This is a genomic window from Embleya sp. NPDC025285, assembly GCF_055558835.1.
Map to the genome: position 1 here is coordinate 13,147 of NZ_JBVHLU010000094.1, position 21,911 is coordinate 35,057.

18 protein-coding genes are annotated in these 21,911 nt (G+C 72.0%); 10 read left to right on the plus strand and 8 right to left on the minus strand.

What is annotated here, in order from left to right; all coding sequences use genetic code 11:
* Positions 1 to 35: 35 nt before the first annotated feature.
* Complete coding sequence (locus tag ACZ4FV_RS40570; RefSeq protein ID WP_465325717.1) at positions 36 to 3,281, minus strand: ATP-dependent helicase; 3,246 nt, start codon at positions 3,279 to 3,281, stop codon at positions 36 to 38.
* A 225-nt stretch (positions 3,282 to 3,506) separates the two neighbouring features.
* Complete coding sequence (locus ACZ4FV_RS40575) at positions 3,507 to 3,863, minus strand: MGMT family protein (RefSeq protein WP_395866301.1); 357 nt, start codon at positions 3,861 to 3,863, stop codon at positions 3,507 to 3,509.
* Between the two features lie 213 nt (positions 3,864 to 4,076).
* Between ACZ4FV_RS40575 and ACZ4FV_RS40580 the strand changes: the two genes are divergently transcribed.
* Entirely contained in the window at positions 4,077 to 6,419 is a 2,343-nt protein-coding gene (locus tag ACZ4FV_RS40580; RefSeq protein WP_402230461.1) for a lysylphosphatidylglycerol synthase transmembrane domain-containing protein, read from the plus strand.
* A gap of 84 nt (positions 6,420 to 6,503) precedes the next feature.
* Here the strand turns inward: ACZ4FV_RS40580 and moeZ are convergent, their stop codons facing one another.
* The 3 genes from moeZ to ACZ4FV_RS40595 all read right to left on the minus strand — a co-directional run bounded on the left by moeZ (position 6,504) and on the right by ACZ4FV_RS40595 (position 10,703).
* Entirely contained in the window at positions 6,504 to 7,712 is a 1,209-nt protein-coding gene (gene moeZ, locus ACZ4FV_RS40585) for an adenylyltransferase/sulfurtransferase MoeZ (protein ID WP_395866305.1), read from the minus strand.
* Positions 7,713 to 7,843: 131 nt separating this feature from the next.
* Positions 7,844 to 9,751: a DUF3152 domain-containing protein gene (locus ACZ4FV_RS40590; protein ID WP_465325721.1), complete on the minus strand. Its 1,908-nt coding sequence runs from the start codon at positions 9,749 to 9,751 to the stop codon at positions 7,844 to 7,846.
* Between the two features lie 10 nt (positions 9,752 to 9,761).
* Positions 9,762 to 10,703 carry an alpha/beta fold hydrolase gene (locus ACZ4FV_RS40595; protein ID WP_465325723.1) on the minus strand — a complete coding sequence of 314 codons (942 nt, stop codon included), beginning with the start codon at positions 10,701 to 10,703 and terminating at the stop codon, positions 9,762 to 9,764.
* 227 nt (positions 10,704 to 10,930) lie between these two features.
* On the opposite strand from ACZ4FV_RS40595, the gene ACZ4FV_RS40600 reads away from it, so the two are divergent.
* The 3 genes from ACZ4FV_RS40600 to ACZ4FV_RS40610 all read left to right on the plus strand — a co-directional run bounded on the left by ACZ4FV_RS40600 (position 10,931) and on the right by ACZ4FV_RS40610 (position 12,441).
* A complete protein-coding gene (locus ACZ4FV_RS40600) occupies positions 10,931 to 11,176 on the plus strand; it encodes a hypothetical protein (RefSeq protein ID WP_395866310.1) in 246 nt (81 codons plus the stop codon).
* A gap of 218 nt (positions 11,177 to 11,394) precedes the next feature.
* Positions 11,395 to 12,033 (plus strand): TetR/AcrR family transcriptional regulator, encoded by a 639-nt coding sequence (locus ACZ4FV_RS40605; RefSeq protein ID WP_395866312.1) that lies wholly within the window; start codon positions 11,395 to 11,397, stop codon positions 12,031 to 12,033.
* Positions 12,034 to 12,210: 177 nt separating this feature from the next.
* Positions 12,211 to 12,441 (plus strand): DUF3107 domain-containing protein, encoded by a 231-nt coding sequence (locus ACZ4FV_RS40610; protein WP_395866525.1) that lies wholly within the window; start codon positions 12,211 to 12,213, stop codon positions 12,439 to 12,441.
* A 109-nt stretch (positions 12,442 to 12,550) separates the two neighbouring features.
* On the opposite strand, the gene ACZ4FV_RS40615 is transcribed toward ACZ4FV_RS40610, so the two are convergent.
* The gene (locus tag ACZ4FV_RS40615; RefSeq protein ID WP_395866314.1) at positions 12,551 to 13,231 is read right to left on the minus strand and encodes a ferritin-like fold-containing protein; all 681 of its coding nucleotides are present in this window, start codon (positions 13,229 to 13,231) and stop codon (positions 12,551 to 12,553) included.
* 420 nt (positions 13,232 to 13,651) lie between these two features.
* Between ACZ4FV_RS40615 and ACZ4FV_RS40620 the strand changes: the two genes are divergently transcribed.
* The 4 genes from ACZ4FV_RS40620 (at position 13,652) to ACZ4FV_RS40635 (ending at position 18,316) form a co-directional block, all read left to right on the plus strand.
* The gene (locus tag ACZ4FV_RS40620; protein WP_395866316.1) at positions 13,652 to 15,217 is read left to right on the plus strand and encodes a DEAD/DEAH box helicase; all 1,566 of its coding nucleotides are present in this window, start codon (positions 13,652 to 13,654) and stop codon (positions 15,215 to 15,217) included.
* Between the two features lie 144 nt (positions 15,218 to 15,361).
* Positions 15,362 to 16,255 carry an alpha/beta fold hydrolase gene (locus ACZ4FV_RS40625; protein WP_465325727.1) on the plus strand — a complete coding sequence of 298 codons (894 nt, stop codon included), beginning with the start codon at positions 15,362 to 15,364 and terminating at the stop codon, positions 16,253 to 16,255.
* 197 nt (positions 16,256 to 16,452) lie between these two features.
* Entirely contained in the window at positions 16,453 to 17,520 is a 1,068-nt protein-coding gene (locus tag ACZ4FV_RS40630) for a class I SAM-dependent methyltransferase (RefSeq protein ID WP_465325729.1), read from the plus strand.
* A gap of 289 nt (positions 17,521 to 17,809) precedes the next feature.
* A complete protein-coding gene (locus ACZ4FV_RS40635) occupies positions 17,810 to 18,316 on the plus strand; it encodes a MaoC family dehydratase (protein WP_395866322.1) in 507 nt (168 codons plus the stop codon).
* 146 nt (positions 18,317 to 18,462) lie between these two features.
* On the opposite strand, the gene ACZ4FV_RS40640 is transcribed toward ACZ4FV_RS40635, so the two are convergent.
* Both ACZ4FV_RS40640 and ACZ4FV_RS40645 read right to left on the minus strand, forming a co-directional pair.
* Positions 18,463 to 19,383: a ribokinase gene (locus ACZ4FV_RS40640; protein WP_465325731.1), complete on the minus strand. Its 921-nt coding sequence runs from the start codon at positions 19,381 to 19,383 to the stop codon at positions 18,463 to 18,465.
* Positions 19,380 to 19,781: an NUDIX hydrolase gene (locus ACZ4FV_RS40645; RefSeq protein ID WP_395866326.1), complete on the minus strand. Its 402-nt coding sequence runs from the start codon at positions 19,779 to 19,781 to the stop codon at positions 19,380 to 19,382. Before ACZ4FV_RS40645 ends, ACZ4FV_RS40640 begins: the two co-directional genes overlap by 4 nt.
* 300 nt (positions 19,782 to 20,081) lie before the next feature.
* On the opposite strand from ACZ4FV_RS40645, the gene ACZ4FV_RS40650 reads away from it, so the two are divergent.
* Both ACZ4FV_RS40650 and ACZ4FV_RS40655 read left to right on the plus strand, forming a co-directional pair.
* Complete coding sequence (locus tag ACZ4FV_RS40650) at positions 20,082 to 20,717, plus strand: DUF6758 family protein (RefSeq protein WP_395866328.1); 636 nt, start codon at positions 20,082 to 20,084, stop codon at positions 20,715 to 20,717.
* Between the two features lie 169 nt (positions 20,718 to 20,886).
* The gene (locus ACZ4FV_RS40655) at positions 20,887 to 21,735 is read left to right on the plus strand and encodes a PHP domain-containing protein (protein ID WP_395866330.1); all 849 of its coding nucleotides are present in this window, start codon (positions 20,887 to 20,889) and stop codon (positions 21,733 to 21,735) included.
* Positions 21,736 to 21,911: the final 176 nt, after the last annotated feature.

Consider the following 21,911-nt stretch of genomic DNA (forward strand, 5'->3'; position numbering starts at 1 on the left):
CCGACAGGCGGATGCGTCGGAACCGGCCACACCGGCTAGTCGACCGTCATCCGTCCCTCCGGACGCGCGCTGCAACACTTGCGGAAATCGCACATGTCGCAGTGCGAACCCGTGCTGGGGGTGAACCGCTCGCCGATGATCCGGCCGGCCACGTCCGCCAGCAACCCGCCCACCCACGTCCCGCCGTCCGGTCCGGGCAGCGGCGGGTCCTGGGCCAGCACCAGCGGCTGCTCGGCGTCGCCCTTCTCCGGCGTGCGCAACTGGATCAACTCGGCACCGCCGGAGGCCGGTCGCCCGCCCTCGAAACCGGGCAGATCGTCGAGCGCGCCGGCCGCGACCGCGACCTGGTACACCGCGAGTTGCGGGTGGTCCTCGATCTCGGTGCGCGTCGGCGGCCGACGCCCGGTCTTGAAGTCGACCACGTACGCGAGGCCGTCCTCGCCGCGCTCGACCCGGTCCATCGAGCCCCGGATGACCACCCGGTACTCGCCCGCGGTCAGCTCGACCTCGAAGCCGTGCTCGGTGGCCGCGACCACCCGGTGCCGTTCGTGGGTGTGCCAGGACAAAAACCGCTCCAGCGCCGTCCGGGCCTCGTCCTTCTGCTGCTCGGACTGCCACGGCGCGTCGAACGCCAACGCGTCCCACACCCGGTCCAGCCGGTCCATCAGCACCGGCAACTCGGCCGCGGTCGCGCCGGTCCCCACCTCGTCCGCGAGCGCGTGCACCACGTTGCCGAAGCCCAGCGCCGCCGAACGCGGCGAGTCCGCGTGCACCTCGCTGCCCAGAAACCAGCTCAGCGCGCAGTCGCGCACCTTGGCCACCGAACTGCCGGACAAGCGCACCGCGCCGTCCGGATCCCGGATCGGCACCCCCGGATCCGTCGGCGCCACCAGCCCCCACCACCGGTCCGGGTGCGCGGCCGGCACCAGCGGATGACCCTCGTCGTCGCGCAGGTCCGCGAGCGCGGCCAACCTCCGCGCGGCGGCCCGGCGCAGCACGGCGGGCGCCAGCGGATCCACCGCCGCCGACCGCAGCTCGGCCACCAGCGCCGAGGTGGACAGCGGACGCCGGGGCCGCTCCTTGACCTCCACCGGCGTGACCCCCAGCTCCTCCAGGAAGCGCGAGGGCTGGTCGCCGTCGTCGTAGCTGGAGTCGACCGCGGTCACCACCAGCCGCTCCTTCGCCCGGGTGACCGCGACGTAGAACAACCGCCGCTCCTCGGCGAGCAGCGCGCCCGGCGACAGCGGTTCGGCCAGGCCGTCCGAACCGATCCGGTCCGCCTCCAGCAGCGAACCCCGGCGACGCAGGTCCGGCCACAGCCCCTCCTGCACCCCGTGCACCACCACCAGGCGCCACTGCAGGCCCTTGGCCCGGTGCGCGGTCAGCAAGCGCACCGACTCGCCGCGCAGCGCGCTGTCGTCGAGCCGGTCGCCGGGGATCTGCTGGGCCTTGAGCTCGGCCAGGAAGTTCAGCGCGCCCCGATGGCCGGCCCGCTCCTCGGCCTTGGCGGCCACCTCGAACAGGGCCACCACCGCGTCCAGGTCGCGGTCCGCGTTGCGCCCGGCGGTACCGCCGCGCAACACCGCGCGCTCCAGCCGTGCGGGCCAGGGCGTGCCCTGCCACAGCTCCCACAGCGCGTCCTCGGTGCTGCCGCCGCCCGCGAGCACCTCGCGCGCCTTGCGGACGAGCATGCCCAGGCGCAACGCGCCGCCGCCGACCCGCTGCTCTATCCCGACCAGTTGCCCGGGCTCGGCCAGCGCGTCCCGGATCAGCTCGGCGGAGGGCCGGGTACTGGTCACCGAGGCGCCCGACGCGGCCCGCTCCTCGGCCCGCAGCGCCCGCCCGAGCAGCCGCAGATCGCCCGCGTCCAACCCCCCCAGCGGGGACTGCAACAACGCGCGCGCGGTCTCCGCGTCCAACACGTTCGGATCCGCCGCCACGTGCAGCGCGGTCAACAGCGGCGACACCGCCTGCTCGGCCGCGATCGGCAACTCGTCGCCGGCGATCTCCAGCGGCACCCCGGCGGCCGACAGCGCCCGCCGCAGACCCGGGATCGAACGCGCGCCCGAGCGCACCAGCACGGCCATCTCCCCCCACGGCACACCCTCCTCCAGGTGCGCGCGGCGCAGGATGTCGGCGATGTTGTCCAACTCCGCGCCGGGCGTGGGGTACGTGTAGACCTCGACCCGGCTCGGATCCCGCTCACCCGACACCGACGGGATCAACTCGCGGTGCGCGCGCACCCGGTCGCCGGGCAGCCGGCTCAGCGGCATGCGCTGGGTGACCACCCGGGACGCGGCCAGCAGCCCGGCCGGCGCCCGGCGCGAGGTGCGCAGCACGACGATGTCCGCGGGCTCGCCGTCGGCACGCGGGAACCGGTGCGGGAAGTCGAGGATGCCGTTCACGTCCGCGCCGCGGAACGCGTAGATGGACTGGTCCGGGTCGCCCACCGCGATCAGGTCCCGCCCGTCCCCGGCCAGCGCCGCCAGCAGGCGCACCTGCGCCGGGTCGGTGTCCTGGTACTCGTCGACGAACACCGCCTTGTAGCGCCCGCGCAGGATCTCGGCGGTCTCCGGCCGCTCGGCGAGCAACACCGCGCGGTGCACCAGTTCGGCGTAGTCGACCACGCCCTGCGCGTCGATCACGTCCAGGTACTCGGCGAGGAAGTCGGCCGCGGCCCCCCAGTCCCGACGCCCGGTGTCCTTGGCGAACCGGGCCAACGCGTCCGGATCGAGCCCGAGTTCGCGGCTGCGCGCGATCACCGCACGCACCTCGTCGGCGAAGCCCCGGGTGCCCACCGCCGCACGCAGCTCGGCGGGCCAGCTCTGGCTGCCCTCCTCGACCCCGCCCGCGAGCAGTTCGCGCACGAACACGTCCTGCTCGGGACCGGTCAACAGGCGCAGCGGATAGCTGAACAACTCGGCCGGCTGGTGTTCGCGCACCAGTGCGTAGCAGAACGAGTGGAACGTGGTCGCGGTCGGCACCGCCGCGGTCCGCGCCCCGGCGGCGCGCAGCCGCGCGGTCAACCGGTCGCGCAACTCGCCCGCCGCCTTGCGACCGAAGGTCAGGACCAGGATCTCCTCCGGCCGGATCCCGCGCGCCACCCGCTCGGCGACCGCCTCCACGAGCACCGTGGTCTTGCCCGTGCCGGGACCCGCGAGCACGAGCAGCGGCCCGCCGCGGTGCTCGACGACGGCACGCTGATAGTCGTCGGGTATCACGGGCGCGGGCGGGGCCACGGGGGTGCGCCGCAGGCGGTACGCCGGGGTCGGGGTGGTCATCTGGCCGAAAGTGCCTTCGGGTCGCCGTCGAATCCTGTGTCTGCACGGGCCGCGCCGTCGACAGGTCGGACAGCGGTCTCGGTCGCGGTGGGTCGGCCGCGCCCCGGTCGGCAGGGCGCGGCCGATGCCCATCAGATCACACCCGGCCCGCTCGCCCCGGGAGCACACAGGACTTCCGGGCGCGGATCGGGGCGCGACCACTGTGACCCGGCCCACCCCGCGCGGTCAGGAGATCGGCGGATCCTCCCGGTCGGCGGGCACCTGCGCGGGCACCTCGTCGGGCGCCGGCACCCAGCGTGCCCGCCCGATGTCCACCCGCTCGCCGCCCGAACGCAACGGCGTGCCCTCGGCCCGGTAGTGCCCGGGCGCGCGCACCGCGTGGCTCGACGGCAACGAGCCGTCCGCGCGCACCACCCGCCACCACGGCACCCCGCCGCCGTACAGCGCCATCACGCGGCCGACCTGCCGTGGGCCGCCTTCCTGGAGGGCCTCGGCGACGTCCCCGTAGGCCATCACCCGCCCGGGCGGGATGCGCTCGACCAGGTCGAGCACCCGCTCGGCGAAGGGGTTAGGGTCACTCATCCGCACATGGTGACAGAGTCGTCGGACACGGGGTCGGACGACCGCCCGCCCCTTTCGGCTGCACTTCGGCGCGGCCGGGCGCAAACCCGGGCGCGGGTCGTGGCACCATCGACGCGGTGGTGACGGGTGATTCGAGAGCATGACGGAACGATCGCGACGGGGGCCCCCGGGAACGGGCGCGCCCTCGTAGTCGAGCCCTCGCAACCGCTGCGTGTGCACCGATCGTCCGATTTGATCCGAGTCCTGCTCGGTGTGCTCACCCTCGGCGTGGTCTTCTTCCTGGCCAGTATCGCCCGGCAGACCACCTCGGGCCTGGAATCGGACATCGTCCGCGGCGCCCAGAACAGCACGCCGCACCTGCTGCTCAACCTCTCCGGCGGGGTGTTCGCCGTCGCGGTGCTCGTGGTGCCGGTGGCCTACGGGATCGAACGCCTGATCAGCCGGGACGGGTTGCGGGTCGCCGACGGGGTGATCGCCGCCGCCATGACCTACCTGGCCTCACTCGGCCTGGACTGGTGGATCACCGGCCCCGGCCCCGAGGCGCTGCGCGACGCGCTCACCCGCCCGCTGCCGCTGCCGCGGAGCGGCTGGACCGACCCGGTCCACGGCTACCTGGCGCCGATCGTCGCCTACGTCACCGCGGTCGGTCTGGTCCGCAGACCGCGCTGGCAGTTGGTGGTGTGGACGCTGCTCCTGCTGAACGCGGCGACCGTCCTGGTCGGCGGGTACACCACACCCGTCGCGCTGCTCACCAGCGTGCTGTTCGGCCGCACCATCGCCTACGCCACGCTGTACGCGGTCGGCCTGCCCAACACCCGGCCGCCGGCCGAGTCGGTGGTCGCCGCGCTGCGCCGGTTCGGCCTGGTCGCGTTGTCCTGCGTGCGCACCGACGACGGCCCCGAGGAGACCCGCCGCTACGCGGTCCGGCTGGCCGACGAACGGCTGCTGGACGTCACCGTGCTGGACCGCGACCAGCAGGCATCCGGCGCGATCTACCGCTTCTACCGCCGCCTGGTGCTGCGCGGGGTCACCCAGCGCCGCACCGTGTTGTCCACCCGCCGCGCGCTGGAGCAGGAGTCGCTGATGGCGTACGCCTGCGCCGACGCGGGGGTGCGCGCGCCGCGTCTGGTGGCCACCACGGAGGTCGGCCCGGACGCCGCGCTGCTCGCCTACGCGCACGTGCCCGGCCGCACCCTGGACACCCTCGAGGACGACGAGCTCACCGACGAGCTGTTGGCCCGACTGTGGGGACTGCTGGGGCTGCTCCAGGCACACCGGCTCACCCACCGGCGGTTGGTCGCCGAGAGCATCCTGGTGGACGGCGCCGGGGAGCCGTGGCTGGTGGACCTGCGAGCCGGCGAGATCGCCTCCGGCGATCTGGCGCTGCGGATCGACACCGCGCAGTTGCTCACCACCATCGCGCTGCGGGTGGGCGAGGAGCGCGCGGTGCACACCGCCGCGGAGGTGCTCGGCGCGGACACCGTGGCCGCGTGCCTGCCGCTGTTGCAGAAGGTCGCGCTCAGCCGCAGCACCCGTGCGGTGCTGCGCAAGGACAAGAACCTGCTCTCCCGGATCCGCGAGCAGATCCTGGAGCTGCGTCCGCAGGCCGAGGTCGAGCCGGTCCGCCTGGAGCGGGTCCGCGCGCGCACCCTGGTCACCGTGGTGGCCAGCGCGTTCGCGGGCTACTTCCTGCTGTCCCAGCTCAGCCACGTCGACCTGGGCGAGATCTTCGACAGCGCGAACTGGGGCTGGGCGGCGATCGGCCTGCTGGCCTCCTCGCTCAGCTACGTGTGCGCGGCGCTGATGTTGCTCGGCTTCGTCCCGGAACGGCTGTCGCTGTTTCGCACCACCGTGGTGCAACTCGCCGGTTCGTTCGTGAAGTTGGTCGCGCCACCGGCGGTCAGCGGCGTCGCGTTGAACACCCGCTACCTGCAGAAGGCCGGCATCCCGCCCACCCTCGCCGCCGCGAGCGTGGGCGTCTCGCAGTTGGGCGGCCTGGTCTTCCACGTCGGCCTGCTGGCCTTCTTCGGCTACATCGCGGGCACCGCCGAGACGCCGTCCTTCGCGCCGTCGGGCGCGGTGATCGCGGGCCTGTTGGTCCTGGCCCTGGTGACGCTGCTGGTGATGGCCGTTCCGCCGCTGCGGCGCTGGATCGTCAAGCAGTTGCGCCAACTCTTCTCCGGCATCGTGCCGCGTCTGCTGGACGTGCTCCAGACCCCGACCAAGCTCGCGGCCGGCCTCGGCGGCACGGTGTTGCTCACGCTGTCCTTCATCCTGTGTCTGGACGCCAGCGTGCGGGCCTTCGGCGGCTCGGCCAACTTCGCCGCGATCGCGGTGGTCTTCCTGGCCGGCAACGCGATCGGCTCGGCCGCACCCACCCCGGGCGGCATCGGCGCGGTCGAGGCGGCCCTGATCGCGGGCCTGACCAGCACCGCTCGCCTGCCGTTCGAGACCGCGACGGCCGCCGTGCTGCTCTACCGCTTCCTGACCTTCTGGCTGCCGGTGCTGCCCGGCTGGCTCGCCTTCACCCACCTGCAACGCAAACAGGCGATCTGAGCCCTCGCCACGGTCCGAAAAAACGCCGGACGGGCCGATGGGAATCGGCCCGTCCGGCGTTCGGGGGCATCCGGCCCCGAGGACCTAGTAGACCGGCTTCTCCGGCTCGATCTGGTTGACCCATCCGATCACGCCGCCGCCCACGTGCACCGCGTCGGCGAAGCCCGCGCTCTTGAGCACCGCCAGCACCTCGGCCGAGCGCACGCCCGTCTTGCAGTTGAGCACGATCCGCTTGTCCTGCGGCAGTTCCTCCAGGGCCCGGCCCATCAGGAACTCGTTCTTCGGGATCAGCCGCGAACCCGGGATCCTGACGATCTCGTACTCGCCCGGCTCACGAACGTCGATCAGGTCGATGTTCTCGCCCGCGTCGAGCCATTCCTTGAGCTGGCGGGGCGTGATGGTCGAACCGAGCGCGGCCTCCTGGGCCTCCTCGGAGACCACGCCGCAGAACGCCTCGTAGTCGATCAGCTCGGTCACGGTCGGGTTCTTCCCGCACACCGCGCACTCGGGGTCCTTGCGCACCTTGACGGTGCGGTACGTCATCTCCAGCGCGTCGTAGATCATCAGCCGGCCGACCAGCGGCTCGCCGATGCCCATCAGCAGCTTGATCGCCTCGTTGACCTGGATCGAGCCGATCGAGGCGCACAGCACGCCCAGCACGCCGCCCTCGGCGCACGAGGGCACCATGCCCGGCGGCGGGGGCTCCGGGTACAGGCAGCGGTAGCACGGGCCGTGCTCGGACCAGAACACGCTGGCCTGGCCGTCGAAGCGGTAGATCGAACCCCACACGTACGGCTTGTTCAGCAGTACACAGGCGTCGTTGACCAGGTACCTGGTGGCGAAGTTGTCCGTGCCGTCGACGATCAGGTCGTACTGCCCGAAGATCTCCATCACGTTGTCGGCCTCGAGCCGCTCTTCGTGCAGGACGACCTTGGTGTACGGGTTGATCTCCTTGACCGAGTCGCGCGCGGACTCGGCCTTGGACCGACCGATGTCGCTCTGTCCGTGGATGATCTGACGCTGCAGGTTCGACTCGTCGACGGTGTCGAACTCGACGATGCCGAGGGTGCCGACACCGGCCGCGGCGAGGTACATCAGCGCCGGCGAGCCCAGGCCACCGGCGCCCACACAGAGCACCTTGGCGTTCTTCAGCCGCTTCTGCCCGTCCATCCCGACGTCGGGGATGATCAGGTGGCGCGAGTAACGACGGACCTCGTCGACGGTCAGCTCGGTGGCCGGCTCGACCAGGGGTGGTAGCTGCGACACGGAAACTCCGATGGTCGGACTGTTCATCTCGGCTCTTTTCCTACCGCAACAGTGCCACGCTCGTCCCGATTCCCGGGCACCGGGTCCGGTCCGTGAGATTCGCGCGCGCGAAGGCGTTCCGGGCGCCTTCGACGGCGCCCGGAGCGGCTCGGCCGGGTCTACTTGGTGAGCTTGCCCGTCGGGTACGGCCACGGGTTGGCCTCGCAGGTCTCGCCCTTCATCGCACCCTCACTGGCGACCCGGGTCTTGGTCTGCTGCATCATCACCGGAGCCAGGTCCGAGCCGATGCCGCCCGCGCCGCAGGACTTCTCGTGGTTGTGCCCGAGCCGGTGCCCGACCTCGTGGTTGATCAGCATCTGCCGGTAGCCGACGATGTCGTCTCCGTAGGCGGTCGAGCCCTGCGCCCAGCGCCACGCGTTGATCATCACGTACCGGGTGCCGTACGCGTCGCACGAGACGTTGTCCGCGCTGGTGTCGCCCACGATCGGGGTGCACGCCTTGTGCACCGACTGCGGGCTGGCCAGCCGCACCACGAAGTCCGCCTTCGGCGAGTTGTCGGTGCGCTCGAAGGTCAATCCGCCGGTGGCCCAACTGCGCTTGTCGTTCAGGGTCTTCTGCACCGTGGTGGCGAACAGCTCGCCGTCCAGTTGCAGGCCCTGCTCGATCTCCACGGCGTACGTGTACTTGCGGCCGGGGCCGGGTGCGGCCTCCTTGCCGGGCACCGTGTCGAAGCTGCCGCTCAGGCCGAGCTTGGGATCGAGCGGGAAGCGCACGGTGAGCTGGTCGGTGGTGGTCGGCGACGCGGGTGTGGGCAGCGGCAACGACGAGGCACCGCCCTGCGCGACCGGGTCGCGATCCGAGGAGCGCGACGCGGCCTGGTCGGTGGGCCGAGGCGCGGCACCCGGCCCGGCCTGGTCGTCGCCGGAGGCCTGGCTCGACGTGCCCTCGTCGGGCATCTGGAGCACGACCGCGCCGGCGAGCACCGCGCCGGTGACCACCGCGCCGCTCGCCGCGACCAGCGTGCGCCGGCCCTTGCGCGGCGCGGGACGGTTCGCCCGCCGGGTCTGCGCGCGGCCCTTGGGCGGGGCACTCCCGGCGTCCGGCTCGAAGCCGTACTCCGGCTCGGGCTCCACCTCGTACGCCGACTCCGCGTCCGCGAAGTCCTCGCCCGGTTCGGTCGCGAACGAGAGTTGTTCCAGGTCGAGTTCGGGGGCCGACACGGCCCACGGCTCGGCCTCCATCGCATACTGCCCGGCACCGGGACCGGCCGCCTCCGCCGCCTCGGCGGGCATCTCGTACAGCGCGTCCACCAGCGGATCGCGCACGGGCGACACGGCCTGGTAGGCGCCCGTCGTGTCGTAGCCGTAGCCGACGAAGCTCTGCGGCTCGAACGTGGTGGTGTCGTACATCGGCGCGGCGGGCGCCTCGACGACCGCGTGCATGCCGCTGGGGTAGCCGTCCGCGGCGTACAGGTCGTTCGCGTGACCCACCGCCGTGTAGCCGCCGGTGGCGTACGGGTCGGCGCCGTAGGAGTCCGCGCCGTAGGCGTCGCCGCCGAACGAGCCGGCCGCGAACGCGGTCGCGCCGAACGTATCGGTGCCGAACCCGTCGGTGTTGAAGGTGTCGGTGCCGAAGGTGTCCGCGCCGAACGTCTGTGCCGCGTAGCCGCCCGAGGCGGCCTGCGCGCCGTACGGCTCCAGCGGGTCGTCCCAGTGCGCGGGCTCGCCGGGCATCGTCCCGATCGCGGTCCAGGTCCCGGAGCCGGCCTCCGGCGCGGGGTGCTCCCAGCCGTGCTGCTGCCCGCCGTCGTAGCCCAGGCCCTCCTGCGGAGCGGCCTGGTAGCCGCCGTAGCCGGGGTCCGCGGGGTAGCCGTGATAGCCGGTGTCCTGCCCGGGATACGCGCCTGCGTACGAGGTGTCGATCAGGCCGCCGGCGTATCCGTCCTGCTGCACCTGCCCGTACGCGCCCTGCTGCGGCACCGCCGCGTAGCCGCCGGACAGTGCGTCGTCCGGCAACCCCTCACCGCCGTACTGCACGCTCGTCTGCGTTCCCGAGTGACGTCCCATGAGTCTGCGTTCACCCCACCACGTTCGACGGCGATAGGGCCCCGTCGAGAAGATCGCGGAAACCCCGGGCCACCACGCGGGGGTGTTCGAGCATGGCCACGTGCCCGGAGTCGGGCACCACCAGCAGTCGTGCGTCCGGGAACGTCTCGGTCGCGCGCTTGGCCATGCGCGGGTCGACCAATCTGTCCCGGCGCCCGTAGACGAGCAGCGTCGACGCCCGCACGTCGGCCGCCTGCCGCCACAACGCCCGCTCGCCGCGCTCCAGGTAGGCCCCGATGACCGACCGGGTCGAGTGCGAGAACGCGTCCATCATGTACGGGAGTTCGAGTCGGCGCCGGTACTCGGCGGCGGCGTCGGCAAATGCCTTGTCGCCGACCGTGTCCGGGTTGCCGTACATCATCGCGATCGACATCCGGGTGCGCTGCTCGGGCGTCATGTTGCGGCTGAGCCGCAGCAACGCGCGACCCACGCCGGGCACACCGAGCATCGCCGTCGGCAGCACCGACGTACGCACCCGCAGGTCCGGCAGCGCGGGCGAGATCAGGGTCAGCGTGCGGACCAGGTCCGGGCGTCGCGCGGCGAGCCGGGTGGCCACCGCGCCGCCCATCGAATTGCCGAACACGTGCACCGGACCCTTGCGCAGCGACAGGATCGCGCCCTCGACCGCACGACAGTGCGCGGAGATCGAGTAGTCCCCGTTCCGCGGCGGCGGCGAATACCCGAACCCGGGCAGGTCGATCATCTCCACGGAAAGATCCGACCGCAGTTCGGCGGCCAGTTCCGTCCAGTTCAGGGAGGAGCCGCCGAGGCCGTGGATCATCATCGCGGGTGGCAGGTCGGCGTCGCGGAGCGCGTCGCGGCGCACCACGACTGCGCTGCCGGTGGCGACTTCGACCGTACGCGCAGGCCAAGGCGTCGCGTCGGCTTCGCTTGCGGGGCTGATGGTCGTCACGGTGGGCAATATTACGAGATGATCACTGAGACGGAAGGGCGGATGCCTCGACCGGCTTCGTCGGCCCGGGTGCTCTCGACTCTTATGCCCTGTTTCATGACGTCACTGTAAACGCTTCCCACATCACGTTTCGACATCGATCCCGAAAGTGCGGCAACGCACGCCGGGCGGATCATGGACTTGCGGGAAGCCCGCATAGCGGCGCACCGCACGGGCAGGGAGGCCGTATGTACCGCATCGACGAAACCCCCGAGTTCGAAGACGTCACGGAAGGTGACGCCGCACTCTCCGACGAGACGGCCGACGACCCCGAGATTCCGGTTCCGGACGCGGTGGATCAGCACACCGCGGTGGTGGCGGACGACGGTGACGGCGATCCCGTATGGGAGTCGGTGCCCGATGGCGTGGACCCCGCGGACGCGACCGAGCAGCGCCGAGGAGTCGGGCGCCAGGAGGACGACGACTATCGATGAGCGTCGATTCCGAACCGTCGCCCAGGGCTCGCGAGCACCCTCCGCGCACTTCACGCGCCCCCTTGCGGGGGTTGTGACAGGCGCGGGATCCTGTTTCGTTGCGCCACGAAACTTACGCCCTGGGTTACCCGAAAGTAGGATGACGTGGTGGAGAGACCCGCCGGATCACCGAACCATCCGGTGTCCGCGACACGTTGAGCGACACCTTGAGGAGCCCCGTGACAGCCATCCAGGATGCGGACCCCCGTCCTCGCGGTACCCGGCTGCCCCGGCTCGCGCGCAGGACGCAACTCCTCGGCGCCGCCCAGGAAGTCTTCGTCAAGCAGGGCTACCACGCGGCCGCGATGGACGACATCGCCGAATGCGCCGGCGTCAGCAAGCCCGTGCTGTACCAACACTTCCCCGGCAAGTTGGAGCTGTATCTGGCGCTGCTCGACCAGCACTGCGAGGCGCTGTTCGCGGCGGTGCAGCGCGCGCTGGAGTCGACGCACGACAACAAGTTCCGCGTGGCCGCCACGGTCGACGCCTACTTCGCGTTCGTCGACGACGACGGCGGCGCGTTCCGTCTGGTCTTCGAGTCGGATCTGACCAACGAGAGCGCCGTGCGCGAGCGCGTCGAGCGGGTCAGCGAGATGTGCGCCGAGGCGGTGAGCAAGATCATCGCCGAGGACACCGGGCTCGGTCAGGAGGAGTCGATGCTCCTGGCGATCGGCCTGACCGGTATGGCGCAGGTCACCGCGCGCTATTGGATCGCGCGCGGCGCGACCATCCCGCGCGACGCCGCCTCGCTGTTGGTCTCGTCGTTGTCCTGGCGCGGCATCTCGCGGTTCCCGCGCAAGGACGACCCGCAGCACTGAACGCCCGCCGACCTGCGGCGTCGGGCCCAGGACGCGCTTGTTCCCGTCCGGCGTTCGCGTTCGGCGTACCCGTCATGGCGTGGGGTGACCCCGGCTCTCGACTAGCCTGCTGGAATGGGTACGGCCCGCGGTCGTCGCGGCGCCGATCTCCAGAATTTCAAGGCCGGAGGGACAGCCGTGGAGATCAAGATCGGCGTACAGCACGCCGGGCGGGAACTGGTGCTGGAGAGCACGGACAACCCGGAGGACGTCGAGCGGGCCATCGCCGACGCGCTGTCGGGGGCGTCCAAGCTGCTGTCCCTGACGGACGAGAAGGGCCGCCGGGTGATCGTGCCCGCCGACCGCCTCGCCTACGTCGAGATCGGCGAGTCGTCGGCGCGCAAGGTCGGCTTCGGCGCCAACGCCTGAGGACCGGGTGCCGACACCGGCACCCGCACGACCCGAGGGTGGGTGGATCCGCGTGCGGACCCACCCACTCTCGGGTTTTCGGCAATGTTTTCGGGGCGCCCGCTCCGGGTCAGGACGCCAGGCCGAGCGCGGCCATCCGCTGCTGGTGCGCCTCGGTGATCCGGTTGAACATCCGCCCGATCTCGGCCAGGTCGAAGCCCGGGCCCGCCCCGCCGCCGATCAGCATCGTGGACAACACGTCACGCTCCGCGGCGACCCGCTGCGCCTGGCTGAGCGCCTCGCCCATCAGCCGCCGCCCCCACAACGCGAGCCGGCCCGCCACCTTGGGGTCGCGCTCGATCGCCGAGCGCACCGCGTCGACCACGAAGGCCGAGTGCCCGGTGTCGCGCTGCACCTCGACGATCAGATCCCGGCTGACCTCGTCCAGGTGCGCGGCCACCTCGCGGTAGAAGTCGGCCGCGATGCCGTCGCCCACGTACGCCTTGACCAGGCCCTCCAGCCAGTCGGCGGGCGCGGTGTGCACATGGAACTCGTCCAGCGGCGCGATGAACGGATCCATCGCGGCGGCCGGGTCCGCGCCCAGTGCGGCGATGCGATCGCGCAGCAGGGTGTAGTGCTGGAACTCGGCCACCGCCATCGCGGCCAGCGCGGCCTTGTCGTCCACCGTCGGCGCCATCTTGGCGTCCTCGGCGAGCCGCTCGAAGGCGGTGATCTCGCCGTAGGCGAGTACGCCGAGCAGTTCGATCACGGCGGCCCGCATCTCCCCGGTCGGCTCCGTACCTGCGCTCATGTCGGCCCCTTCGTCCGTGCCCGCCGCCCCAGTGTTCACAAGTACGCAGCGTAGTGAGCGCACCATGGTCACGGGGGCACCACGTCCGGGCGGAGTCGCCCATCTCCGGACAAGCAGTAATGAGCATCACCCCACCGGCCGCACCTCGCCGGGTACAGTGGTAGTGAACGCGGATGCCCGGTCGGAGGACGACTGGCTCCGACCGACCCGCTCGGGTGGCCGCCCGAAGGCGAGAGGTCCCGTGGAGCGCCCCGCAATTTCGGTGGGCGCCATGGTCTCGACCCGCTTTCGGTACGGACGGCCCCCAAACACACAGAAGAGGCTGGACCCCTGACAACTTTTCGCGAACTCGGAGTACTTTCGGAGACCGCCGAGGCCCTCGAGGCGCTCGGCATCATCGAGGCCTTTCCCGTCCAGGAGATGACCCTTCCGGTCGCCCTGTCCGGCAACGACGTGATCGGCCAGGCCAAGACCGGAACGGGCAAGACCCTCGGCTTCGGCATCCCGCTGCTGCAGCGGATCACCGTCGCGGCCGACATCGAGGCGGGCCGCGCGCCCGCCGGCACGGTTGCCGGGCGTACGCCGCAGGCCCTGGTCGTGGTGCCCACGCGCGAGCTGTGCGTACAGGTCACCAACGACCTCCAGGCCGCCGGCAAGCTGCGCAACGTGCGCGTGCTGGCCGTGTACGGCGGGCGGGCGTACGAGCCGCAGATCGACACGCTCAAGAAGGGCGTCGACGTCGTCGTCGGCACCCCGGGTCGACTGCTGGACCTGGTCGGACAGGGTCACGTGAACCTGTCCGAGGTCAAGATGCTGGTGCTGGACGAGGCCGACGAGATGCTCGACCTGGGCTTCCTGCCCGACGTCGAGAAGATCGTCGAGCGCCTCCCGGCCCGCCGCCAGACGATGTTGTTCTCGGCCACCATGCCGGGTCAGATCATCACCCTCGCGCGCCGCTACATGAGCCGCCCCACGCACATCCGCGCGTCCGAGCCGGACGACGCGGGCGCCACCGTCAAGTCGGTCCAGCAGCGCGTCTACCGCGCGCACGGCCTGGACAAGCCCGAGCTGATGGCCCGGGTACTCCAGGCCAACGGGCGCGGCCTGGTGATGGTGTTCTGCCGGACCAAGCGCACCGCGGCCGACCTGGCCCAGGGCCTGGCCGAGCGCGGCTTCGCCTCCGCCGCCGTGCACGGCGACCTCGGTCAGGGTGCGCGGGAGCAGGCGCTGCGCGCGTTCCGCAACGGCAAGGTGGACGTGCTCGTGGCCACCGACGTCGCGGCCCGCGGAATCGACGTCGAGGGTGTCACCCACGTGGTGAACTACCAGTGCCCCGACGACGAGAAGACCTACCTGCACCGGATCGGTCGCACCGGCCGTGCGGGCGCCTCCGGCACCGCGGTGACACTGGTGGACTGGGAGGACATCCCGCGCTGGAGCCTGATCAACAAGGCGCTGGACCTGGGCTTCGCCGAACCGGTCGAGACCTACTCGACCTCGCCGCACCTGTTCACCGACCTGGACATCCCCACCACCGTGGGCAGCGTGCTGCCGCGCGCCGACCGCACCCGTGCGGGCCTGGGCGCGGAGGACGTCGAGGACCTGGGCGAGACCGGCAAGAACAGCCGGGGCAACTCGGGCCGCAAGGGCACCGGTGGGCGCAGCCGCAGCGGTCCCGCCGCGTCCGGGCCGGCCGCCTCGGGCCCGTCCTCGGCCGACGCCGAGGCGAGCGACCCCAGCCGCCGTCGGGCACCGGGCTCGCGCCGTCGCCGTCGCGTCAACGGCGAGACCGGCGAGGCCGTCGTGCTCGACCCGACCGCGACGTTCGTCGAACCGTCGACCGTGCCTGCCCAGGCGGCTCCCGCCGACGGCCCGGCCGTCGACGCGGACGCGGACGGCGAGCGCGTGCCGCGCCGTCGCCGTCGTCGCACCCGTCGCCGTCCCGAGGGTGCCGAGGCCGGCGCCGTGGCGACCGACGAGGGCTGACCCACGAGGGCCGACGCTCGACGGCCGGCTCGAAGATCGGCTCGAACATGAAGCCGACGGCCTCCGGTGTTGAGTGTGGACGATCACGTCCGCGCTTCGCGGCGGAGGCCATTGTCGTACCTGCGGGTAAGTAGGCTCGAAGGCGTGAGTACGCCACGCTTTCTGACCTTGCCCGGGACCGTCCGCTCCCGTCGCCTGGCGACCGGGCGCGGACGATTCGCCGTCCTGGAGTCCGCCCCGCCGACCGCCGCGCCGCGCCTGGGCACCGCCGTGCTGGTGCCCGGGTTCACCGGCAGCAAGGAGGACTTCATCGCGCTCGGCGACCCGCTGGCGCGACGCGGCTTCCATACGGTGTCCGTGGACCAGCGCGGCCAGTACGAGACCGAGGGTCCGACGGATCCGGCGGCGTACACCCGCGACGCGCTCGTGGCGGACGTGCTCGCGATCGCCGACGCGGTGGCCCCGGGCGAACCGATCCATCTGGTGGGGCATTCCTTCGGCGGCCTGGTGTGCCGTTCGGTGGCCCTGCGCGCGCCGCACCGGCTGGCCTCGCTGACCCTGATGAGCACCGGCCCGGCGGCGATCTGCCCGGACGAGATCACCCGGCTCCTGCTGCTCGAGGAGGTGCTCCCGGTGCTCTCCCGGCAGGAGGTGTGGGACGCGATGCGGGCCGTGGAACTTCAGGAGGGTCTGCTGCCGCCCGCCGACCCGGTGATCGCCGAATTCGTGCACGCCCGCTGGCTGGGCACCACCCCCGAGGGCCTGCTCGGCATGGCCGAACAACTGCGCACCGAACCCGACCGGGTGGCCGAACTGGCCGCGCTCGTGGCCGCCGGCCTGCCCGCGCTGGTGGTCTCCGGCGTCGAGGACTACGCGTGGCCGCTGCCCTGGCAGGCCGAGATGGCCGAGCGCCTGGGCGTACCGCACGTGGTGATCCCGGACACGCACCACTCCCCCAACGTGGAATCGCCCGACGCCACGGCGGCGGCCCTGGCCGACTTCTGGGTGAGCGTGCCGGCGTACGCGGATCGGGCCTGAACCCGGACCCGAGCGGCGGCGGGTCCGGGGCCTCGAACCCGTCGGATCGGGCGTAGCGTGGCAAAGGAGACATTTGTGTCCCCGCGGGCGTCGCCCGTGCTCTCGGTGTCCGGACATCCCGGGTGACCACACCCCGGATGGACAGGGGTTCGCGCACCCACGGCGGCTCCCGTCGAGCCGACCGATCGGGAGTTGCCATGACCGTCATCGACGTCGACCCCGCGCGACGGGAAGCCTTCGCGGGACGGATGCTCGACATCTTCGACGACGCCTGTCTGGCCTTCCTGACCAGCGTCGGCCACCAGACCGGGCTGTTCGACACGATGGCCGGGATGCCGGCCGCGACGAGCGAGGAGATCGCCCGGTCCTGCGGGTTGACCGAGCGCTACGTGCGCGAGTGGCTGGGCGGCATGGTCGTCGGCGGGATCGTCGAGTACTTCCCGGAGACGGCCACGTATCGGTTGCCGCCCGAGCACGCGGCGTCGCTGACCCGTGCGGCCGGGCCGGAGAACCTGGCCGGCCTGACCCAGTACCTGGCGCTGATGGGTGAGGTCGAGCAGCAGGTCGTCAACGCGTTCCGGCAGGGCGGCGGCGTGCCGTACTCGGCCTATCCGCGCTTCCAGGCGCTCCAGGCCGAGGAGTCCGGCCGGATCTGGGACGCGGCGCTGGTGCGGGGCGTACTGCCGATGGTGCCCGGGCTGACCGAGCGCCTGACGGCGGGTATCGACGTGCTGGACGTGGGGACGGGTCAGGGGCACGTGGTGAACGTGCTGGCCCGGGCGTTCCCGAAGAGCCGGGTCAAGGGCGTGGACATCTCCACCCAGGGCATCGCCGCCGCGCGCCGCGAGGCCGAGCAACTGGGCTTGGAAAACGCCGAGTTCGCGGTGGTCGACGCGGCCGAGCCGCTCGGCTCGCACGACCTGATCACCGCGTTCGACGTGATCCACGACCTGGCCCGGCCGACCCGCACGCTGGCGGCGATCTCCGACGCGCTGCGCGAGGACGGCGTGTTCCTGATGGGCGAGGTCAACGCCTCCAGCCGCTTGGAGGAGAACCTCGACCATCCCCTGGGTCCGGGGCTGTACACGTTCTCGGTCTTCTACTGCATGACCGTCTCGCTGGGTGAGGGCGGCGAGGGCCTGGGCACGGTGTGGGGCCGACAGGCCGCCCGCGCCGCGCTCACGAGCGTCGGCTTCACCGACATCGAGAGCCACTCCCTGGAGGGCGACTTCCTCAACGTGTACTACGCGGCTCGGAAGGGCTGACCGGCCCGACCACACGCGGCGAACGGTGGGAGCGCCGGTCCGCGACCACGCGTCCCCGGTGATCCGGACGACTCCGGTCGCACCTGTCGACGTCGCCACACCCCATGACCTACGTCACTGGTACGCCTCTACTGACCCACCGGTAACGTCCCTATCCTCAAAGCCATCCGCCGACGCACTCGCCGAGCCGTCGTCACCCGACCCATCCGGGCGGGTATCCGACCGGGGCTCGACGATCGTCGGACGCGAACGTCCTGATCGATGTGCCACCAGGTGAGAGGGGACCGACATGCAGTTCGGCCGCTACTACGAAGAGTTCGAGGTCGGTGCGATCTACAAGCACTGGCCCGGGAAGACCGTGACCGAGTACGACGACCACCTGTTCTGTCTGCTCACGATGAACCATCACCCGCTGCACATGGACGCCAACTTCGCCGAGAACACCACCGATTTCGGCAAGAACGTCGTGGTGGGCAACTACATCTACTCGCTGCTGCTCGGCATGTCGGTGCCGGACGTCTCCGGCAAGGCGATCGCCAACCTGGAGATCGAGTCGTTGCGACACGTGGCACCCACGTTCCACGGGGACACCATCTACGGGCAGACGCTGGTGCTGGACAAGTGGGAGTCGAAGTCCAAGGACGACCGCGGCGTCGTGTACGTGGAGACCAAGGGCTACAAGCAGGACGGCACGCTCGTGTGCGTGTTCAAGCGCAAGGTCATGGTGCCCAAGGAGAGCTACGGCGACAAGCGTGGTGGCGAGCAGCCCGGACGCCCCGAATTGATCGAGGGCTGATCGCTCGCCGATCGGCACCGACCCGGGGTTCGCCCCCGGAATCGAACGCGGGCGGGTCGCCCAGGGACGGCGCGGCCCGCCCGTTTCCGCGTCCCGAGGCGGCCTACGCGTCCCAAGGCGCCTTCGCGGTCCGCGTGGCCTTCGCCCTACGGCAGTTCGTCCGCCGTCGGATACGACGACTGGGCGCCCGCGCTCCGGACCGCCGCCGCGCCCACCCGAACCGCATACCGGGTCGCCGCGACCGGATCGTCGCCGGCCGCCAGCCGCCAGGCGAGCGCACCGGTGAAGGCGTCGCCCGCGCCCGTGGTGTCGACCGCGGCCACCTTCGGCGCGGCCACGTGTACCGCTTCCGCGTCGCCGACCGCGACCAGCGCGCCGCCGCCGCCCAGGGTGAGCACGATCGAACGCGGACGCGGATCGAGCGCGCGCAACACCTTCAGCGCCTCGCCCGCGTCGCCCGCCGCCGCGCCCGTCGTCACGCTCGCCTCATGCTCGTTGAGCACCAGCGGATCGCACACCCGCAACACCGACGCGGACGTCAGGACGTCCGCGGCCACGACCGGCGACAGGTTCAGCACCACCCGGGTGTCCGCGGCCTCGCAGCACCGGATCACCGCCCATACCGTGTCGAGCGGGATCTCCAACTGGAGCGAGACGACCGTGGCGGCCTCGATCGCCGGTGCCAGGTCGGCAACGTCCGCCGGCCCGAATCGCCCGTTCGCCCCGGGCGCCACCGTGATGGTGTTCTCGCCCGCGTCGTCCACCGTGATCAAGGCCACCCCCGAGGCGCCGGGGACGGTACGCGTCGCGTCGGTCCGCACGCCCTCCCGGCGCAGCGTCGCCCGCAACATCCGGCCGTGGTCGTCGTCGCCCACCCGCCCGGCGAACGCGACGTCGGCGCCCAACCGGGCCGCCGCGACCGCCTGATTGGCGCCCTTGCCGCCCGGGTGCACGACCAGGTCGCCGCCCAGAACCGTCTCGCCCGGCCGCGCGTGCCGGGGCACCCGGACCACCAGGTCGGCGTTGATCGAGCCGACCACGAGCAGCCGCGCGTGGTCGCCGCTCACGCCACCCCCGGCACGTTCCACTCGCGCAACGCGTCGAGCAGTCCGTCGACCAGGTCGAGCCGACTCAGCTCGCCGGTGGCCACCCACCGGACCGCGTCCGCGTCGTCGCCCGCGCGCAGCGCCCCGCCGTGCGGCGTGCACGCGTAGTCCCTGATCTCGTACGTCCCACCGCCGGGCGCGGGCCGCAGCACCGACCCGACCAGTGGTCCGACGGTCACCTGCAACCCGGTCTCCTCGACCATCTCGCGGGCGAGTGCGACCGCGTCGGTCTCGCCGTCCTCGACCCGCCCGCCGGGCAGCGACCACTGCCCCTCGCCCGGCATTTTCGCGCGTTGCACCAGGAGCACCCGCCCCTCGGAATCGAGGACGATCGCGCCGACGCAGGAAATGAGCCGCATGCCTGCCGAGCCTAGTCCCCGGCGCCGACGTGCAGCGGGACATCGACCGCAGGCCGCGCGGCGCCCGGCAGCGCGAGGGCGCGCGACCCGGCGCGCAGGGGAGTCTTCGATCCCCCGTCGGGCTCCACGACGCCCGACACCCCATCCGCCCCTCGGGCTCCCTCGCCGCGCTCACGCGCGGAGCCCGACGGGGGATCGAGGACACGCCTTGGCGCTCCCGTACGCCGGTCGGGGGTGTGGGCGCACCGAAGGAGTGATCGTCCTTGACGCGGGGCCCCGGGCAGTGGACCGTCTAGTCCTATGAAGGGCGAGCCGAGCTGCCCCCGCTGCGGCGGCCGGGTCCGCGCTCCGGGTCTGTTCTCACAGACGTGGGAGTGCGAGATCCATGGCGCCGTTCCCCCGCTGCAACCCGTCGTGCCACCCAGCGTCGAGGCGCTGGACGCGGTGGTGCGCCGCTCGAGGGTCCCGGTCTGGCTGCCGTGGCCGCTGCCGGTGGGTTGGTTGTACACCGGCGTCGCGCACGCGGGCGACGATCGGGACGGCTCACGGGCGGTGGCGGTGGCGTGTACGGGTCCCGCGCCGCTGGGCGGACGCGGCGAACTGCTGCTGATCGCCGAGGAGGTGGGCGTCGGACTCGGCGCCCGGTACGCCGGGTTGACCGGGCCCGACCCGGGCGCCGACTTCGTCAAGTCCGCGCCCGCGAAGGTGATGGCGGCCGGTCGGCCGACCCCGCTGTGGTGCGTGATCGACGCACCGGCCGACCGCGCGGTGTACGCGGGCGAGGCGATGGGCCTGTGGTTGTGGGCGATCCTGTGGCCGGGCAAGGCGGGCCATCTCGTCTACGACGACGTGGTGCTCACCGATCTGCGCGACGCCGGCGCCGAGTTGCAGTTGTTGCCGTGCGGCGCGCTGTCCCCGCAACTGCTGGAGTTCTGACCGCTCCGGGACGAAAGGGCCCGCGCCCGAAGGCGCGCGGACGGGACCGCGACGGGCGCCGCGAGCGGAACGGCGGCCGCCCGGACCGGACGGCCGCCCCATGAAGGCGCTCGGCCGAGGTCGTTAGGGTCGGGAGCGTCCATCGACCCTCCCGGCAGACGAGGTCAGCGTGCGCATCGACCTGCACACCCACAGCACCGCATCCGACGGCACCGACACGCCCGCCGAACTGGTCGTCAAGGCACGCGCGGCCGGTCTGGACGTGGTCGCGCTCACCGATCACGACACCACCGCCGGTTGGACGGCCGCGGTCGAGGCGCTGCCGGACGGGCTGACCCTGGTCCGGGGCGCGGAGATCTCGTGTGTGGCCGAGGGCGGGATCAGCCTGCACATGCTGGGCTACCTGTTCGACCCGACCGAACCGGAGTTCGCCCGGGCCCGCGAACTGGTGCGCACCGACCGGGTCCGCCGAGCCGAGGCGATGGTCGAGCGCTGCCGCGAACTCGGCGCGCCGATCACGTGGGCCCGGGTCGAAGAGATCGCGGGCGGCGGCGCGGTGGGTCGGCCGCACGTGGCCACCGCGCTGGTCGAGGCGGGCGTGGTCGCGGACGTGTCGGGCGCGTTCACCGCCGAGTGGCTCAAGGACGGCGGGCGGGCGTTCATCGAGAAGTACGAGATCCACGCGATCGACGCCGTCCGACTGATCGCCGGCGCGGGCGGGGTCGCGGTGTTCGCCCATCCCGGTGCGGTGGGGCGCGGCCGGACCGTCTCGGACGCCACGATCGCCGAACTGGCCGATGCCGGTCTGGCCGGTGTCGAGGTGGACCACATGGATCACGACGACGCGATGCGGGCGCACCTGCGCGGGCTGGCGGGCGAACTGCGGCTGATCACCACCGGTTCGAGTGACTACCACGGCACCCGCAAAACGATCGATCTCGGAGAAAACACCACAGATCCTGACTCGTACAGGGCGATCACGGAGCTGGCAACGGGAGCACGACCCATCACCCCGTGAACCGGTTCGACGTCGCCATCTACGGCTCGTCCTTCGTCACGCTCTCGTGGTCAAGGAGGCGGCGTGGTTTCGATGATCCGACTCTCCGGCCTCCTGCTGTCCGCGATCGCCGTACAACCGTGCGCGGACGGGGTCCGGGGCTTCATCGAGGCGAAGCCATAAGGTGCGAAGCGGAG